This is a genomic window from Kitasatospora sp. NPDC048540 (genome assembly GCF_040651175.1).
Taxonomy (GTDB): domain Bacteria; phylum Actinomycetota; class Actinomycetes; order Streptomycetales; family Streptomycetaceae; genus Kitasatospora.
In genome coordinates this window covers 1-17,276 of record NZ_JBEZIR010000071.1, presented here as the reverse complement: position 1 = coordinate 17,276, position 17,276 = coordinate 1, and the positions used below count along the sequence as shown (strand labels likewise).

15 protein-coding genes are annotated in these 17,276 nt (G+C 71.9%); all 15 read left to right on the top strand.

Translation table 11 applies throughout. From position 1 onward, the window contains the following. Window positions 1-150: 150 nt before the first annotated feature. The 15 genes from uvrA to AB0D08_RS25045 all read left to right on the top strand — a co-directional run bounded on the left by uvrA (window position 151) and on the right by AB0D08_RS25045 (window position 17,162). The gene (gene uvrA, locus AB0D08_RS25115) at window positions 151-3,138 is read left to right on the top strand and encodes an excinuclease ABC subunit UvrA (RefSeq protein WP_033820142.1); all 2,988 of its coding nucleotides are present in this window, start codon (window positions 151-153) and stop codon (window positions 3,136-3,138) included. Window positions 3,139-3,300: 162 nt separating this feature from the next. Beyond that, entirely contained in the window at window positions 3,301-3,747 is a 447-nt protein-coding gene (locus tag AB0D08_RS25110) for a Rieske (2Fe-2S) protein (RefSeq protein WP_033820143.1), read from the top strand. A gap of 224 nt (window positions 3,748-3,971) precedes the next feature. After that, on the top strand, window positions 3,972-5,024 hold the full coding sequence (locus AB0D08_RS25105; RefSeq protein WP_033820144.1) for a winged helix-turn-helix domain-containing protein: 1,053 nt from the start codon (window positions 3,972-3,974) through the stop codon (window positions 5,022-5,024). 104 nt (window positions 5,025-5,128) lie between these two features. Continuing rightward, entirely contained in the window at window positions 5,129-7,240 is a 2,112-nt protein-coding gene (gene uvrC / locus AB0D08_RS25100; RefSeq protein WP_051812260.1) for an excinuclease ABC subunit UvrC, read from the top strand. 118 nt (window positions 7,241-7,358) lie between these two features. Further along, the gene (gene rapZ, locus AB0D08_RS25095) at window positions 7,359-8,243 is read left to right on the top strand and encodes an RNase adapter RapZ (protein ID WP_033820145.1); all 885 of its coding nucleotides are present in this window, start codon (window positions 7,359-7,361) and stop codon (window positions 8,241-8,243) included. 69 nt (window positions 8,244-8,312) lie between these two features. Beyond that, the gene (gene yvcK, locus AB0D08_RS25090; RefSeq protein ID WP_033820146.1) at window positions 8,313-9,392 is read left to right on the top strand and encodes a uridine diphosphate-N-acetylglucosamine-binding protein YvcK; all 1,080 of its coding nucleotides are present in this window, start codon (window positions 8,313-8,315) and stop codon (window positions 9,390-9,392) included. Then, window positions 9,383-10,363: a DNA-binding protein WhiA gene (gene whiA / locus AB0D08_RS25085; RefSeq protein ID WP_033820147.1), complete on the top strand. Its 981-nt coding sequence runs from the start codon at window positions 9,383-9,385 to the stop codon at window positions 10,361-10,363. The genes yvcK and whiA overlap by 10 nt, the downstream gene beginning before the upstream one ends. 204 nt (window positions 10,364-10,567) lie before the next feature. Further along, window positions 10,568-11,572: a type I glyceraldehyde-3-phosphate dehydrogenase gene (gene gap / locus AB0D08_RS25080; protein WP_033820148.1), complete on the top strand. Its 1,005-nt coding sequence runs from the start codon at window positions 10,568-10,570 to the stop codon at window positions 11,570-11,572. A 194-nt stretch (window positions 11,573-11,766) separates the two neighbouring features. Beyond that, window positions 11,767-12,972 (top strand): phosphoglycerate kinase, encoded by a 1,206-nt coding sequence (locus tag AB0D08_RS25075; RefSeq protein ID WP_033820149.1) that lies wholly within the window; start codon window positions 11,767-11,769, stop codon window positions 12,970-12,972. Between the two features lie 4 nt (window positions 12,973-12,976). Next, the gene (gene tpiA / locus AB0D08_RS25070; RefSeq protein WP_033820150.1) at window positions 12,977-13,762 is read left to right on the top strand and encodes a triose-phosphate isomerase; all 786 of its coding nucleotides are present in this window, start codon (window positions 12,977-12,979) and stop codon (window positions 13,760-13,762) included. 88 nt (window positions 13,763-13,850) lie between these two features. After that, entirely contained in the window at window positions 13,851-14,087 is a 237-nt protein-coding gene (secG, locus tag AB0D08_RS25065; protein ID WP_033820151.1) for a preprotein translocase subunit SecG, read from the top strand. A 224-nt stretch (window positions 14,088-14,311) separates the two neighbouring features. Further along, the gene (locus AB0D08_RS25060) at window positions 14,312-14,647 is read left to right on the top strand and encodes an RNA polymerase-binding protein RbpA (protein WP_082526474.1); all 336 of its coding nucleotides are present in this window, start codon (window positions 14,312-14,314) and stop codon (window positions 14,645-14,647) included. A 165-nt stretch (window positions 14,648-14,812) separates the two neighbouring features. After that, the gene (locus AB0D08_RS25055) at window positions 14,813-15,235 is read left to right on the top strand and encodes a GntR family transcriptional regulator (protein ID WP_051812270.1); all 423 of its coding nucleotides are present in this window, start codon (window positions 14,813-14,815) and stop codon (window positions 15,233-15,235) included. Beyond that, a complete protein-coding gene (locus AB0D08_RS25050; RefSeq protein ID WP_033820153.1) occupies window positions 15,232-16,164 on the top strand; it encodes an ABC transporter ATP-binding protein in 933 nt (310 codons plus the stop codon). The genes AB0D08_RS25055 and AB0D08_RS25050 overlap by 4 nt, the downstream gene beginning before the upstream one ends. After that, window positions 16,161-17,162: an ABC transporter permease gene (locus AB0D08_RS25045; protein ID WP_051812265.1), complete on the top strand. Its 1,002-nt coding sequence runs from the start codon at window positions 16,161-16,163 to the stop codon at window positions 17,160-17,162. Before AB0D08_RS25050 ends, AB0D08_RS25045 begins: the two co-directional genes overlap by 4 nt. The last annotated feature ends 114 nt before the right edge of the window (window positions 17,163-17,276 follow it).

Below are 17,276 nucleotides of genomic sequence, written 5' to 3'. Positions count from 1 at the left end.
GGACATGGTCGATAATCGAACGCCTGAGCTAGTAGGCTGCCTGGGGCAAGCTGGAAGTAACAGCCCCCTGGAAGAAACAGCCCGTCTCGCACGTTGGTCTCCCCGGAGGGGACACCAGAGACCTCTCCCCGGAGAAAGGCGCCAGAAGCAGTGGCCGACCGCCTCATCGTCCGCGGTGCTCGCGAGCACAACCTCAAGAACGTCTCGCTCGACCTGCCGCGTGACTCCCTCATCGTCTTCACGGGCCTCTCCGGGTCCGGCAAGTCCTCGCTGGCCTTCGACACGATCTTCGCCGAGGGCCAGCGCCGCTACGTCGAGTCGCTGTCCTCGTACGCCCGGCAGTTCCTCGGCCAGATGGACAAGCCCGACGTGGACTTCATCGAGGGCCTGTCGCCGGCCGTCTCGATCGACCAGAAGTCCACCAGCCGCAACCCGCGCTCCACGGTCGGCACCATCACCGAGGTCTACGACTACCTCCGGCTGCTGTTCGCCCGGATCGGCAAGCCGCACTGTCCGCACTGCGGGCGCCCGATCGCCCGGCAGTCCCCGCAGGCCATCGTCGACCGGGTGCTGGAGCTCGCCGAGGGCACCCGCTTCCAGGTGCTCAGCCCGGTGGTCCGGGAGCGCAAGGGCGAGTTCGTCGACCTCTTCGCCGATCTCCAGTCGAAGGGCTACGCCCGCGCCCGGGTGGACGGCACCACGGTCCAGCTGACCGAGCCGCCGACGCTGAAGAAGCAGGAGAAGCACACCATCGAGGTGGTCATCGACCGCCTCACCGTCAAGGAGAGCGCCAAGCGGCGGCTGACCGACTCGGTCGAGACGGCCCTCAAGCTCTCCGGCGGCATGGTGGTGCTCGACTTCGTCGACCTCCCCGAGGACGACCCGGAGCGCGAGCGGATGTTCTCCGAGCACCTGTACTGCCCGTACGACGACGTCTCCTTCGAGGAGCTGGAGCCCCGCTCCTTCTCCTTCAACTCGCCGTTCGGCGCCTGCCCCGACTGCTCCGGCCTCGGCAACCGGATGGAGGTGGACCCGGAGCTGGTCATCCCCGACGAGGAGAAGACCCTCGACGAGGGCGCCATCCACCCGTGGTCGCAGGGCCACACCAAGGAGTACTTCCAGCGCCTGGTGGACGCGCTGGCCGGCGAGCTGGGCTTCCGCACCGACATCCCGTGGGCCGGCCTGCCAGCCCGGGCCCGCAAGGCGCTGCTGTACGGGCACAAGACCCAGGTCGAGGTCCGCTACCGCAACCGCTACGGGCGCGACCGCTCGTACACCACGTCCTTCGAGGGCGCGGTCCCGTTCGTCACCCGCCGCCACTCCGAGTCGGAGAGCGACTCCAGCCGTGAGCGGTTCGAGGGGTACATGCGGGAGGTGCCGTGCCCGGCCTGCTCCGGTACGCGGCTCAAGCCGGTGGTGCTGGCGGTGACGGTGCAGGACAGGTCGATCGCCGACGTCGCCGCGATGTCGATCAGCGACTGCGCGGAGTTCCTCGGCGCGATGCGGCTGACCGCCCGCGACAAGCAGATCGCCGAGCGGGTGCTCAAGGAGGTCAACGAGCGGCTGCGGTTCCTGGTCGACGTCGGCCTGGACTACCTCTCGCTCAACCGCGCGGCCGGCACCCTGTCCGGCGGCGAGGCCCAGCGGATCCGGCTGGCCACCCAGATCGGCTCCGGCCTGGTCGGCGTGCTGTACGTGCTGGACGAGCCGTCCATCGGTCTGCACCAGCGGGACAACCACCGCCTGATCGAGACCCTGGTCCGGCTGCGGGACATCGGCAACACGCTGATCGTGGTCGAGCACGACGAGGACACCATCAAGACCGCGGACTGGGTGGTCGACATCGGTCCCGGCGCCGGCGAGCACGGCGGCAAGGTGGTGCACTCCGGTTCGCTGAAGGAGCTGCTGAAGAACCCCGAGTCGCTGACCGGCCAGTACCTCGCGGGCAAGCGGTCGATCCCGATCCCGGCCGCCCGGCGCCCGCAGGACAAGCAGCGCCGGCTCACCGTGCACGGCGCCCGCGAGCACAACCTCAAGGACGTCACCGTCGGTTTCCCGCTCGGCACCTTCACGGCCGTCACCGGGGTCTCCGGCTCCGGGAAGTCGACCCTGGTCAACGACATCCTCTACACCCACCTCGCCCGCGAGCTGAACGGCGCGCGCAGCGTCCCCGGCCGGCACACCCGGATCACCGGCACCGACCTGGTGGACAAGGTGGTGCACGTGGACCAGTCGCCGATCGGCCGCACCCCGCGCTCCAACCCGGCCACCTACACCGGCGTCTTCGACCACGTCCGGCGGCTGTTCGCGGAGACCCAGGAGGCCAAGGTCCGCGGGTACCTGCCGGGCCGGTTCTCCTTCAACGTCAAGGGCGGCCGCTGCGAGAACTGCTCGGGCGACGGCACCATCAAGATCGAGATGAACTTCCTGCCGGACGTCTACGTGCCGTGCGAGGTCTGCCACGGCGCCCGGTACAACCGGGAGACGCTCGAGGTGCACTACAAGGGCAAGTCCATCGCCGAGGTGCTGGACATGCCGATCGAGGAGGCGGTCTCCTTCTTCGAGGCCGTCCCGGCCATCGCCCGCCACCTGCGCACCCTGCACGACGTCGGCCTCGGCTACGTCCGCCTCGGGCAGTCCGCGCCGACCCTCTCCGGCGGCGAGGCGCAGCGCGTCAAGCTCGCCTCCGAGCTGCAGAAGCGCTCCACCGGCCGGACGGTCTACGTGCTCGACGAGCCCACCACCGGCCTGCACTTCGAGGACATCAGCAAGCTGATCAGGGTGCTCGACGGGCTGGTGGAGAAGGGCAACACCGTGATCGTCATCGAGCACAACCTCGATGTCATCAAGACCGCGGACTGGGTCGTCGACATGGGTCCCGAGGGCGGCAGCGGCGGCGGCAGCGTGGTCTGCGAGGGCACCCCCGAGGAGATCGCCGCGGTGCCGGACAGCCACACCGGCAAGTTCCTCCGCGACATCCTGGGTGACCTGCCGGTCCAGGCGGCCCCGGCGAAGGCGGCCGGCCGGGCCTCCGCCGCCAAGGCGGCGGGCACCAAGAGCGCGGCTGGCAGGACCACGGCCACCAAGGCGGCAGCGGCCAAGCCGGCCCGCAAGCGGGCGGCGGCCGCCAAGAAGTAGCCGCCCGGGCAGCCCGGCCAGGTCCCGTGCGGGCAGGGCGGGCACGAAGCGGTACGCGGCGTCCCGGTGGCCCGCCCCGGCTGATCCCAGCCGGGGCGGGCCACTCATTTTCCGGGCATAGACTGCCCGCCGACCCCGACCCCGCAGAGACCGGAGCGCCCGATGTCCGAGGCCAACGACAGCCACGCCGCCCCCTCCCGTCGCACCCTGCTGTGCTGCGCCGCCGCCGTGCTGGCGGCCGGTTCGACCGTCGCGGTCTCCGGCTGCTCCTCCTCGGACGGCGACTCCCAGGGCTCGGCGGGCTCCGCCGGCGCTCCGGTCGACCTGGGCGCCGCCACCGACGTCCCGGTGGGCGGTGGCAAGGTCTACCGCGACCAGCGGATCGTGGTGACCCAGCCGGAGGCCGGCCAGTTCAAGGCGTTCAGCGCCAAGTGCACCCACGCGGGCTGCGTGGTCGACCAGGTGAAGGGCGGTCAGATCCTCTGCCCCTGCCACGGCTCCAAGTTCGCGATCGCCGACGGCGCGGTCGCCGACGGTCCGGCGCCCACCCCGTTGCCCGCGTACCCGGTCACCGTCCAGGACGGCAAGCTCCAGGTCACCCGCGGCTAGCGTTCGGGGAGTCGCCCGGTGCCCGGTGCCCGCACCCCCGTGGCGGGCACCGGGACCGACGGTGTCGTCCGGCGTCGACAGGCCCAAGTCTGGGTGCTGCGGCGGATGTTGCCCAGGCCTTTCAGCGGTGGCCGAAAGGCCCTCGCTGGACGGGTGTTCCGGCGCCCGGTCACAATGGCCGCGGCGCCGGGCGCGGTGCCCGCGGGCGCCTGGGGAGGGCGGCAGTGTTACGGATCCACTTCACCACCGGCGATCTGATCCGCACCCGGTTCACGGCCACCGCCGGTCCGCTCGCCGAGACCTTCAACAGCCTCTACCAGCCCCACCGCGCGGACCGCGCGCACGGAGGCGGCCACGGACCCGGCGCGGGCGGCGCCGACCGGTGGGACCCCGACCTGCCCTTCCGCCCCTGGCGCCGGCGGCTGGCCGCCCGGGTGGACGAGGCGAGCCGGCCGCTGTGGACGCTGACCGGCCCGGGCCCCTGGCTCGACCTCGCCGCGCTGGCCGGCACCGATCCCTCCGTCGAGGTCGGACTGCAGACGCTGCTCGGCGCCCCGGACGCGCTGGTGCGCAGCGAACTGGAGCACGTGACGATGCCGCACGCCGACCGCGCCTGGCTGGCCGGTCTGACCGGCGGCGACCTCGCCGCCCGCCGGCTGCTCGCCGACTCCCTGCACGCCGCCTACCGGGACCGGATCGGCCCGTACTGGGACCGGATGCGCGCCCACCTCGACGGGGTCCGGGCGGACTGGGCCCGGACGCTGGTCGACCACGGGATCGAGCGGCTGCTGGAGACCCTGTGCCCGGGGATGGTGCGGTGGCGGGCCCCGGTACTGGAGGTCCGCTTCCCGCGGGAGCTCGACCACCGTCCGGCGGGCCGCGGGCTGGTGATCACCCCGATGGTGTTCCTGCCGGGCGGCCCGGAGCTGCTGTTCGACCCGGCCGACGAGACCGTCCCGGCCACCCTGCTGGTGCCGACCGTCCGTGACCCGCTGGTCGGGGCCGGGCTGTGGGAGGAGCCGGGGCGGGGCGGGGAGCCGCCGTTGGCCGCGCTGCTGGGCCGGACCAGGGCGGCGGCGCTCGGCGTCGTCGCCCAGGGCTGCTCCACCACCGAGCTGGCCCGCCGTCTCGCGGTCTCGCCCGCCTCCGCCTCGCAGCACACCACGGTGCTGCGCAACGCCAACCTGATCACCACCCGCCGCCGCGGCGGCGCGGTGCTGCACACCCTGACCCCGCTGGGCGCGGAACTGTTGCACCGCGGCAGTGCGGCGCACTGATCGGGCGGGCACTGACCGGGCGGGCACCGGTCGACCGGCGGGCCCCGGCGGCGAGAAGTGGATCAGGCCACGGAGTGTCCTCGCCAATCGGTAGGGTGATTGCCATGGCTGACCCGTCCACCTACCGTCCGGCACCCGGCGCGATCCCGGTCTCACCGGGGGTGTACAAGTTCCGCGACGCGCACGGGCGGGTCATCTACGTCGGCAAGGCGAAGAGCCTGCGGCCGCGGCTGTCCTCCTACTTCCAGGACATCGCGAATCTCCACCCGCGCACCGCGACCATGGTCACCACCGCGGCCTCGGTGGAGTGGACGGTGGTCGGCACCGAGGTCGAGGCGCTCCAGCTGGAGTACTCCTGGATCAAGGAGTTCGACCCGCGCTTCAACGTCAAGTACCGCGACGACAAGAGCTATCCGGAGCTCGCGGTCACGCTGAACGAGGAGTTCCCGCGGGTCCAGGTGATGCGCGGGGCGCACAAGAAGGGCGTGCGCTACTTCGGTCCGTACGGCCACGCCTGGGCGATCCGCGAGACGGTCGACCTGCTGCTGCGGGTCTTCCCCGTCCGCACCTGCTCCAACGGCGTCTTCAAGCGCGCCCAGCAGGTCGGCCGCCCCTGCCTGCTGGGCTACATCGGCAAGTGCGCGGCGCCCTGCGTCGGCAAGGTCTCGGCCGACGAACACCTGGCGCTGGCCGAGGAGTTCTGCGAGTTCATGGCCGGGCGCACCGGTGGCTTCCTGCGCCGCCTGGAGCAGCAGATGCAGCAGGCGGCCGAGGAGATGGAGTACGAGCGGGCGGCCCGGCTGCGCGACGACATCGGGGCGCTGCGGCGCGCGATGGAGAAGAACGCGGTGGTCCTCGCCGACGGCACCGACGCCGACCTGCTGGCGCTGGCCGAGGACGAGCTGGAGGCGGCCGTCCAGATCTTCCACGTCCGCGGCGGCCGGGTCCGCGGCCAGCGCGGCTGGGTCACCGACAAGGTCGAGGACGTCGACACCGCGGCCCTGGTCGAGCACGCCCTCCAGCAGCTGTACGGCGCCGGTACCGAGCCGGTGCCGCGAGAGGTGCTGGTGCCGGAGCTGCCGGAGCCGGCCGGGCCGGTCCGCGAGTGGCTGTGCGGACTGCGCGGCGGGCAGGTGGACCTGCGGGTGCCGCAGCGCGGTGACAAGAAGGACCTGATGGCCACCGTCGGCCGCAACGCCCAGCAGGCGCTCGCGCTGCACAAGACCAAGCGCGCGGGCGACCTCACCACCCGTAGCCGGGCGCTGCAGGAGATCGCGGACGCGCTGGAGCTGGACTCCGTCCCGCTGCGGATCGAGTGCTTCGACATCTCGCACCTGCAGGGCGAGGACGTGGTGGCCTCGATGGTGGTCTTCGAGGACGGGCTGGCCCGCAAGAGCGAGTACCGGCGCTTCCAGATCAAGGGCTTCGCCGGGCAGGACGACGTCCGCTCGATGCACGAGGTGATCACCCGCCGGTTCCGCCGCTACCTCCAGGAGCGCGAGCAGACCGGCGAGTGGGCGGTCCCCGAGCAGGACGAGGACGAGAGCCCGCTCGGGACCGACGCCGACATCCCCGCCGACACGGACACCCCCGCCGGCACCGACACCGATGCCGCCGATGCCGACGCGGCCGCCGGCCCGCTCGGGGAGAACGGCCGCCCGCGCCGGTTCGCCTACCCGCCGCAGCTGCTGGTGGTCGACGGCGGCCGGCCGCAGGTCGCCGCCGCGCGGCGGGCGCTGGACGAGCTGGGCATCGACGACGTCGCACTGTGCGGCCTGGCCAAGCGCCTGGAGGAGGTCTGGCTGCCCGGCGAGGAGGACCCGGTGGTGCTGCCGCGCAGCAGCGAGGGCCTCTACCTGCTGCAGCGGGTGCGTGACGAGGCGCACCGCTTCGCCATCCGCTACCAGCGCACGAAGCGCTCCAAGCGGCTCACGGCGGGGGAGCTGGACTCCGTCCCGGGGCTCGGCGAGACTCGCCGCCAGGCCCTGCTCAAGCACTTCGGTTCGCTGAAGCGGCTGCGCGCGGCCACCGTGGACGAACTGTGCGAGGTCCCGGGCATCGGCCGTCGCACGGCGGAGACTGTTGCGGCAGCGTTGTCCTCCCGTACACCCGCCACATTCGCGGTGAACACCGCCACGGGCGAGATCATTGACGACAGTGTTGAGTCTGACCGCGCGGGCCGGGGACCGGCCGGCGCACCCCAGGAGACGCCATGACGGCCGACGTCGCCCGTCAACACCGTGTCCGGGACCTGCCCCGACGGGGTGAGCCCGGGAAGCCGGACGGCCTCGGGCGCGTTCTCCACAGCAGAACCATCGAGAGCGGGGATCCGAAGTGACTGTGTCGAGTACGGGCGAGACCGGACCGGAGCTGGTGATCATCTCCGGCATGTCCGGAGCCGGCCGTAGCACCGCCGCGAAGTGCCTGGAGGACCTGGGCTGGTTCGTGGTGGACAACCTGCCGCCGGCCCTGATCCCGACCATGGTCGACCTCGGCGCGCGCTCCCAGGGCGCAGTGCCCAGGATCGGCGCGGTGGTCGACGTCCGGGGCCGGACCTTCTTCGACGACCTGCTGACCTCCTTGGAGGAGCTGGAGAAGCGCGGGGTGCGGCTGCGGGTGGTGTTCCTGGAGTCCTCCGACGAGGCGCTGGTCCGCCGCTTCGAGTCGGTCCGCCGCCCGCACCCGCTGCAGGCCGACGGCCGGATCGTGGACGGCATCGAGCGCGAGCGCGACCTGCTGCGCGAGCTGCGCGGCGAGGCCGACCTGGTGATCGACACCTCCAACCTCAACGTGCACCAGCTGCGCGCCAAGCTGGACGCCCAGTTCGCCGACCACGACGAGCCCGAGCTGCGGGCCACCGTGATGTCCTTCGGCTTCAAGTACGGCCTGCCGGTCGACGCCGACCTGGTGGTGGACTGCCGGTTCCTGCCCAACCCGCACTGGGTCCCCGAGCTGCGGGCCCGCACCGGCACCGACCCGGACGTCGCCGAGTACGTGTTCAAGCAGCCCGGTGCGCAGGAGTTCCTGGACGGCTACACCGATCTGCTGCGGGTCATCACGGAGGGCTATCGCCGCGAGGGGAAGCGCTACATGACTCTTGCCGTAGGCTGCACCGGTGGCAAGCACCGCAGTGTCGCCATGTCGGAGCGGCTGACCAAGCGTCTGATCGCGGACGGTGTGGAGACGGTGCTCGTCCACCGCGACATGGGCAGGGAGTGACCGGCCGGGAGTGACAGCAGCGCCCCGTCCGTCGCTCACAGGAGCATGAGACAGGAACATGGGGTCGGTGTGACGGGATACTCGCCAGCGCGGCAGCTCCAGCACAGGCCTTCCGAGCGGGCCCAGGCGACCGGGCCCGCCCAGGCCGGGCAGAAGCCCCGCCCGGGCGCGCCCAGGATCACCGCCCTCGGCGGCGGCCAGGGCCTGTCGGCCTCGCTGTCCGCGCTGCGCCGGCTGACCAACGAGCTGACCGCCGTGGTCACCGTCGCCGACGACGGCGGCTCCAGCGGCCGGCTCCGCAGCGAGCTGGGCGTGCTGCCCCCGGGCGACCTGCGCAAGGCCCTGGCCGCGCTGTGCGGCGACGACGACTGGGGCCGTACCTGGTCCGAGGTGATCCAGCAGCGGTTCACCGGCAACGGCGGCCTCGGCGGCCACGCGGTCGGCAACCTGCTGATCGTCGCGCTGTGGGAGAAGCTCGGCGACCCGGTCGAGGCACTGAACTGGGTCGGCCGGCTGTTGAACGTCCAGGGCCGGGTGCTGCCGATGTCGGCGGTCCCGCTGGACATCGAGGCCCAGGTGCGCGGCCACGACCCGGCCCGCCCGGCCGAGGTCTCGGCCGTCCGCGGCCAGGCCAGCGTCGCCGTCACCCCCGGCACGGTGCTCTCGGTGCGGCTGCTCCCGGACGAGCCGCCGGCTGTGCCGGAGGCCGTCTCGGCGGTGCTGGAGGCGGACTGGGTGGTGCTCGGCCCCGGATCCTGGTTCACCAGCGTGCTGCCGCACCTGCTGGTGCCCGAGCTCGCCAAGGCGCTGATCGGCACCCGGGCCCGCCGGCTGCTCACCCTCAACCTCGCCCCCCAGCCGGGCGAGACCGAGGGCTTCACACCGCAGCGCCACCTCGACGTGATAGCCGACCACGCCCCCGACCTCGCCGTCGACGCCATCCTGGTGGACGAGCGCGCGGTCACCGGAGGGGCGTTCGGCCTGGCCGACCTGGCCGGGCTGGAGAAGGCCGCCGAACGGATGGGCGCCGCACTGGTGCTCGACCGGGTGGCCCGGGCGGACGGGTCGCCGCGACACGACCCGGAGCTCTTGGCGGCTGCGTACGACCGGATTTTCCGGACACATGGAAGGATCGGCCCATGGCGATGACGGCAGCGGTCAAGGATGAAATCAGCCGGCTCCCCGTCACCCGGGCCTGCTGCCGCAAGGCGGAGGTCTCGGCGATCCTGCGGTTCGCGGGCGGCTTGCACATTGTGAGCGGCCGCATCGTGATCGAGGCGGAGCTGGACACCGGCATTGCGGCGCGGCGGCTGCGCAAGGACCTGCTGGAGATCTTCGGGCACTCCTCGGATCTGGTGGTGATGGCCCCCGGTGGGCTGCGCCGCGGCAGCCGGTACGTGGTGCGGGTGGTCAAGGACGGCGAACTGCTGGCCCGGCAGACCGGGCTGGTGGACGGCAGGGGAAGGCCCATCCGCGGGCTGCCCCCGGCGGTGGTCTCGGGTGCGACCTGCGACGCGGAGGCCGCCTGGCGCGGGGCGTTCCTGGCGCACGGCTCGCTCACCGAGCCCGGCAGGTCCTCCTCCCTGGAGATCACCTGCCCCGGCTCGGAGGCGGCGCTGGCCCTGGTCGGCGCGGCCCGCCGGCTCGGCATCCCGGCCAAGGCGCGCGAGGTCCGCGGGGTGGACCGGGTGGTGATCCGGGACGGCGACGCGATCGGCGCCCTGCTCACCAGGCTCGGCGCGCACGAGTCGGTGCTGGCCTGGGAGGAGCGCCGGATGCGGCGCGAGGTCCGGGCCACCGCCAACCGGCTGGCCAACTTCGACGACGCCAACCTGCGCCGCTCGGCCCGCGCGGCCGTCGCGGCCGGCGCCCGGGTGCAGCGTGCGCTGGAGATCCTCGGCGAGGAGGTGCCCGAGCACCTGGCCGCCGCGGGGCAGCTGCGGATGCAGCACAAGCAGGCCTCGCTGGAGGAGCTGGGCGCGCTCGCCGAGCCGCCGCTCACCAAGGACGCGGTGGCCGGCCGGATCCGCCGGCTGCTGGCGATGGCGGACAAGCGCGCGGCCGAGCTGGGACTGCCCAACACCGAGGCCAATCTGACCGAGGAGATGGCCCTCAGCTGAACCGATCTTCATAGCACACGCGCCGCGAGGGCACCGGAGGGACCCCGGTGCCCTCCGTGCTGCCCGGGCGCCCCTTGGTGCCGTCTCACGCCGGAGAGGCGATGTGCCCAGGGCAGCGCCGGGAGGGTAGGGTCGTTCCTGGTCGGGGACTTCCCATTTCCACTTCGCCGGCAGTGTCCGGCGTACCTTAGAGGAGATCGGTTCGTGACGATCCGGGTAGGCATCAACGGATTCGGCCGCATCGGCCGCAACTTCTTCCGTGCGGTCAAGGCTCAGGGCGCGGACATCGAGATCGTCGGTGTCAACGACCTGACCGACACCAAGACCCTGGCGCACCTGCTGAAGTACGACTCCATCCTGGGCACCCTGCAGTCCGAGGTCTCGCACACCGCGGACAGCATCACCGTGGACGGCAAGACCTTCAAGGTCATCGCCGAGCGCGACCCGGCCAACCTCCCCTGGGGCGAGCTGGGGGTCGACGTCGTCATCGAGTCCACCGGCATCTTCACCAAGGCCGACCAGGCCAAGAAGCACGTGACCGCCGGTGCGAAGAAGGTCATCATCTCGGCGCCCGCCACCGACGAGGACGTCACCATCGTGATGGGCGTCAACGACGAGAAGTACGACGCCGCGAAGCACACCGTCATCTCCAACGCCTCCTGCACCACCAACTGCGTGGCGCCGCTGGCGAAGGTGCTGAACGAGAACTTCGGCATCGTCAAGGGTCTGATGACCACCGTGCACGCCTTCACCAACGACCAGGTCACGCTGGACTTCCCGCACAAGGACCTGCGTCGCGCCCGTGCCGCGTCGCTGAACATCATCCCGACCTCCACCGGTGCCGCCAAGGCCACCGCGCTGGTCCTGCCGGAGCTGAAGGGCAAGCTGGACGGCACCTCGCTGCGCGTCCCGGTCCCGACCGGCTCGATCACCGACCTGGTCGTCACGCTGGAGCGCGAGGTCACCGTCGAGGAGGTCAACGCGGCCTTCCAGAAGGCGTCCGAGGGCTCCCTCAAGGGCATCCTGCAGTACACCGAGGACCCGATCGTCTCCTCCGACATCGTGAACTCGCCGTTCTCCACGATCTTCGACTCCCTGATGACCATGGTCCAGGGCAACCAGGTCAAGGTCTTCGGCTGGTACGACAACGAGTGGGGCTACTCCAACCGCCTCGTCAACCTGACCACCCTCGTCGGCGGCCAGCTCTGACCCGCGGCAGCCGCGTGATGTGAGAGGCAGGGCCCGGTCGGCGAACTCGCCCCCGGGCCCTGCCTCTGCACCGCCGCCCAGGTACTGTTCGCGCCCGGGCGGCCCGTTTCGCCGAGCTCCCTCACCGCTGCTCCGGCGGCCCGTCGCCGTGCCGCTGCCTCATGCACCACCTTCTCCCCGGGAGACCGAAGACCGTGAAGACCATCGAAGACCTTGAGGTCGCCGGCCGGCGGGTGTTCGTCCGCGCCGACCTGAACGTGCCGCTGTCCAACGGCACGATCACCGACGACGGCCGGATCCGCGCCGTCGCCCCGACCATCGCCAAGCTGCTGCAGGCCGGCGCGAAGGTCGTGGTCGCCTCCCACCTGGGCCGTCCCAAGGGCGAGCCCGAGCCGCAGTTCTCCCTCGCGCCGGTGGCTGTCCGCCTCGGCGAGATCCTCGGTACCCCCGTGTCCTTCGCGACCGACACCGTGGGCGAGAGCGCGAAGGCCACCGTCGCCGCCCTGGCCGACGGCGAGGTCACGCTGCTCGAGAACCTGCGCTTCAACGCGGGGGAGACCAGCAAGGACGACGCCGAGCGCGGCGCCTTCGCCGACCAGCTGGCGGCGCTGGCCGACCTGTACGTCGGTGACGGCTTCGGCGCGGTGCACCGCAAGCACGCCTCGGTCTACGACCTGCCGGCCCGCCTGCCGCACGCCGTGGGCGACCTGATCGCCACCGAGGTGGGCGTGCTCAAGCGCCTCACCGAGGAGGTGGAGCGCCCGTACGTGGTGGTGCTCGGCGGATCCAAGGTCTCCGACAAGGTCGGCGTGATCGACAACCTGCTGGGCAAGGCCGACCGGATCCTGATCGGCGGCGGCATGGCGTACACCTTCCTCGCGGCCCTCGGCCACGAGGTCGGCATCTCGCTGCTGCAGAAGGACCAGATCCCGACCGTCCTGGAGTACCTGGAGCGGGCGAAGGCCAACGGCGTCGAGTTCGTGCTGCCGGTCGACGTCTCGGTCTCCGCGAGCTTCCCCGACCTGAAGACCTTCGCCCCGGTCGAGGACTTCGAGGTGGTCGACGCGGACAGGATCCCCGCGGACAAGGAGGGCCTGGACATCGGCCCGCGGACCCGGGAGCTGTTCGCCGCCAAGCTGGCCGACGCGAAGACCGTGTTCTGGAACGGCCCGGTCGGCGTCTTCGAGCACCCGGCCTTCGCCGAGGGCACCAAGGCGGTCGCGCAGGCGCTGCTGGACAGCGAGGCGTTCACCGTCGTCGGCGGTGGCGACTCCGCCGCTGCCGTCCGCATCCTGGGCTTCGACGAGACGGAGTTCGGGCACATCTCGACCGGCGGTGGCGCAAGCCTCGAGTACCTGGAGGGCAAGACCCTCCCCGGTCTCGCCGCCCTGGAAGGCTGATCGCATGAGCACGCGTCTCCCGCTGATGGCGGGCAACTGGAAGATGAACCTCAACCACCTCGAGGCCATCCAGCACACCCAGAAGCTGGCGTTCGCGCTGGCCGACAAGGACTACGAGGCCGTCGAGGTCGCGGTCCTGGTCCCGTTCACCGACCTGCGCTCGGTGCAGACCCTGGTCGACGGCGACAAGCTGAAGGTCAAGTACGGTTCGCAGGACATCTCCGCGCACGACTCCGGTGCCTACACCGGTGAGATCTCCGGCCCGATGCTGTCGAAGCTGAAGTGCACCTTCGCGGCGATCGGCCACTCGGAGCGCCGCCAGTACCACGGCGAGAACGAGGAGATCGTCAACGCCAAGGTGAAGGCCGCCTACCGCAACGGCATCACGCCGATCCTGTGCGTGGGCGAGCCGCTGGAGATCCGCAAGGCGGGCACCCACGTCGAGTACACCCTGGCCCAGCTGGACGGTGCGCTGGACGGGGTCCCGGCCTCGGACGCCGAGTCCGTCGTGGTCGCGTACGAGCCGGTGTGGGCGATCGGCACCGGCGAGGTGGCGACCCCGGAGGACGCGCAGGAGGTCTGCGCGGCGATCCGGGCCAGGCTCGCCGAGCTGTACTCCGCCGAGCTGGCCGACAAGGTCCGGGTGCTGTACGGCGGTTCGGTGAAGTCCTCCAGCGCGGCCGGCCTGATGGCCAAGCCCGACGTGGACGGCGCCCTGATCGGCGGTGCCTCGCTGGACGCCGACGAGTTCGTCAAGATCGTGCGGTACCGTGACCAGGCAGTAGGCTAACGCCGCCGCAGCAACGTAGGCTTTGGGGCCGGACCGCTTCCACGCGGCCCGGCCCCTTCGCCGAAGATACGAGAGAGTTGGTCCCGTCGTGGTTCTCGGGTTCTCGATTGCCCTGATCATCCTGAGTCTGCTGATGATCCTCCTGGTGCTGCTGCACAAGGGGAAGGGCGGCGGCCTGTCCGACATGTTCGGCGGTGGCGCGATGTCGACCGGCGGCGGATCCGCCGTGGCCGAGCGCAACCTGGACCGGATCACCATCCTGGTGGGCGCGGCCTGGTTCGTGTGCATCGTGGTGCTCGGCCTGGTGCTCAAGTACAAGAACTGAACCGGCTTCCCCGCGGATCTGACGAGCTGTCGCCGCGCCGCCTATCCTGGTAGGGCCCGGCGGTGGAGGCGGTGGTGGCAGATCCTTAACTCCCGCTTACACTAGGACGACTTCGCCACCGTCCGCAGGCCGCGGCCGGGCGGCAGTGGGTCCCGGCCGCAGTCCGGGCCGGATCCAGGGCATCGGTCGAGGTCGCATCGCATCAGCACGCAGGGAGTCAGACCGTGGCAAGTGGCAACGCCATCCGAGGCAGCAGAGTCGGCGCCGGCCCGATGGGCGAGGCGGAGCGCGGCGAGTCCGCCCCGCGCAACCGGATCTCCTTCTGGTGCGCCAACCGGCACGAGACGCGGCCCAGCTTCGCCGCGGAGGCGGCCATCCCGGACACCTGGGACTGCCCGCGCTGCGGCTTCCCGGCCGGCCAGGACGAGGACAACCCGCCGGCTCCGGCCCGCAACGAGCCGTACAAGACCCACCTCGCCTACGTCCGCGAGCGTCGTACCGACGCCGACGGCGAGGCGATCCTCGCCGAGGCGCTGGCCAAGCTCCGCGGCGAGATCTGAACACACGTCACCTTCGCGAAGAGGGGTCGGGCCCGGTGGCCCGGCCCCTCTTCGCGTTCCCGCCTCCCCTGATCGGTGTCCTCCCGGGCCCCGCCGTGTCGGTTTGACGGCGGGGCCCCTCTTCCACCACCATTCCACTAACTACTTAGTGGAATGGTGGTGGAAGTGCTCGACTATCGGATCGACCGTCGCAGCGGCGTGGCCACCTACCTCCAGATCGTCCAGCAGACCGAGCACGCCCTGCGGCTCGGCCTGCTCCGGCCCGGCGACCGCCTGCCGACCGCCAAGGAGGTGGTGGCCGCCACCGCGGTCAACCCCAACACGGTGCTCAAGGCGTACCGGGAGCTGGAACGGCGCGGCCTGGTCGCACCCAGGCCCGGCCTCGGCACCTTCGTCCTGCGGTCGCTGGCCCACCAGGAGGCGGCCGCCGACTCGCCGCTGCGCGCCGAGCTGGCCGACTGGGCCTCCCGCGCCCGGTCCGCCGGGCTGGGACGGGACGACGTCGAGGCGCTGGTCGCGTCAGTGGTCGACGAGGAGTACCAGGCCCGCCCGCAGGGCGGGGCCCAAGCACAGGAGGGGAACCAATGAACGCTCTGTACCCCGACGGGTCCGCGGAGGGCGGGCCGACGGCGGTGGAGGTCAGCGGCCTCGGCCGCCGCTACCACCGCGGCTGGGCGCTGAAGAACTGCTCCTTCCGGATCCCGGCCGGGCGGATCTGCGCCCTGGTCGGACCGAACGGTGCCGGCAAGACCACGCTGATGTCGCTGGTCGCCCAGCTGCTCGCCCCCACCGAGGGCAGCGTCCGGGTGTTCGGCCACCCGCTCGGCGACCTCGCCGTCCGCGGCCGGATCGGCTTCGTCGCCCAGGACAAGCCGCTGTACCCCGGCTTCACCGTGGCGGAGACGCTGCGCCTGGGCCGGGAGCTGAACCGCAGCTGGGACCAGGCCAAGGCCGAGTCCGTGGTGGCCCAGGGCAAGGTGCCGCTGACCGCCCGGATCGGCACCCTCTCCGGCGGCCAGCGCACCCGGGTCTCGATGGCGCTCGCCCTCGGCGCCATGCCCGACCTGCTGATCCTCGACGAGCCGATGTCCGACCTGGACCCGCTCGCCAGGCACCAGCTGATGGGCCTGCTGATGTCGGAGGCCGCCGAGCGCGGCATCACCGTGCTGATGTCCTCGCACGTGATCGCCGAGCTGGAGGACTCCTGCGACTACCTGGTGCTGCTCTCCGAGGGCGGCGTCCTGCTGGCCGGTGACATCGAGGAGATCCTCGCCGCCCACCAGTTGCTGGTCGGCGACGACGGCGCCGAGGCCCCCGCCCCCGACCGGGTGGTCGAGCTCAACCGCACCGGCCGCCAGATCACCGCCCTGGTCCGGACGGACGGCCGTGCGCCGGCCGGCTGGGAGGTCAACCACCCCACCCTGGAGGAAGTCCTGCTCGCCCACCTGCGTTCCGGCGCGGTGCCCGCGCTGCTCACCGCCGAGGCCCGGCCCGCCGATCGGACGGTGGCGGCATGAGCAGCACCCTCGCACCGACCCGTGCCGCCGCCCGCCCCTCGCGCCTCGCGCCGCGCGGCATCTGGTGGCTGATGTGGCGTCAGCAGCGCCTCTCGGTCCTGCTCTGGCTGATCGCGGTGGTGGCCGCGGCGGTGGTCGTCCCGTTCCTGCGCGCGGCCATGGTGGACTACATCGACAGCCACCACATCGCGGGCTGCGCGATGATCACCTTGGACCCGGCCTGCCAGGGCGACGGGATCCAGCAGGCCGTCAACGGCTTCCGGACCAAGTACACCCCGTTCCTGCAGGCCATGGGGCTGCTGCTGACGGCCCTGCCGGCCGGGCTCGGCCTGTTCGCCGCCGGCCCGCTGTTCTCCAGGGAGTACGAGAGCGGTACCTGGCGGCTGGTGCTCGGCCAGAGCGTGACCCGCACCCAGTGGCTGCGCGCCAAGCTCGCCTCGGTCGCGGTGCCGGCGCTGCTCGGCTCCGCCGCGCTGATGGGCCTCTACCGGTGGATGTGGGCGCCCTCGGCGAACTTCGTCTCCGGGGTGGGCTGGTCCGGGACCTTCTTCGGCTCCGGCGGGCCCGTGCTGATGGCCACCGTGCTGCTCGCCCTCGCGGTCGGGGCCACGGTCGGGGCGCTGGTGCGCCGGGTGGTCCCGGCGATGGGGGCCACCTTCGGCGTGGTGCTGGTGCTCCAGTACCTGATCTCCGAGGTCCGGCCGTACCTGGTGCCGAGTCAGGTCCGGATGGTCCCCCGCTCCGAACTGCCCAACGATGTCTGGGGATTCGGCCAGGGGTTCATGACCTCGGGCGGCAAGCGGCTGCCGTACGACCTGTGCGACAGCTCCGCCGACTACGCCGACTGCCTGGCCAAGGCGGGCAACGCCCGCGAGTTCAGCGACGTCCACGTCGCGGCGGACTACTGGCCGCTGCAGGGCGTGGAGTCGGCGCTCTGCCTGGTGCTGGCCGCCGCCCTGGTGGGCTTCCTGTACTGGCGGACCCGCACGGCGGACTGACCCGGCGCGCAGAACGGCAGAAGGCGGGCGGACGTCGATGACGGCCGCCCGCCTCCGGGGTTAGCTACGCCGCGGGGGTGCGGGGGGGGGGCGGGCGGGGGAGCCGGGGCAGCG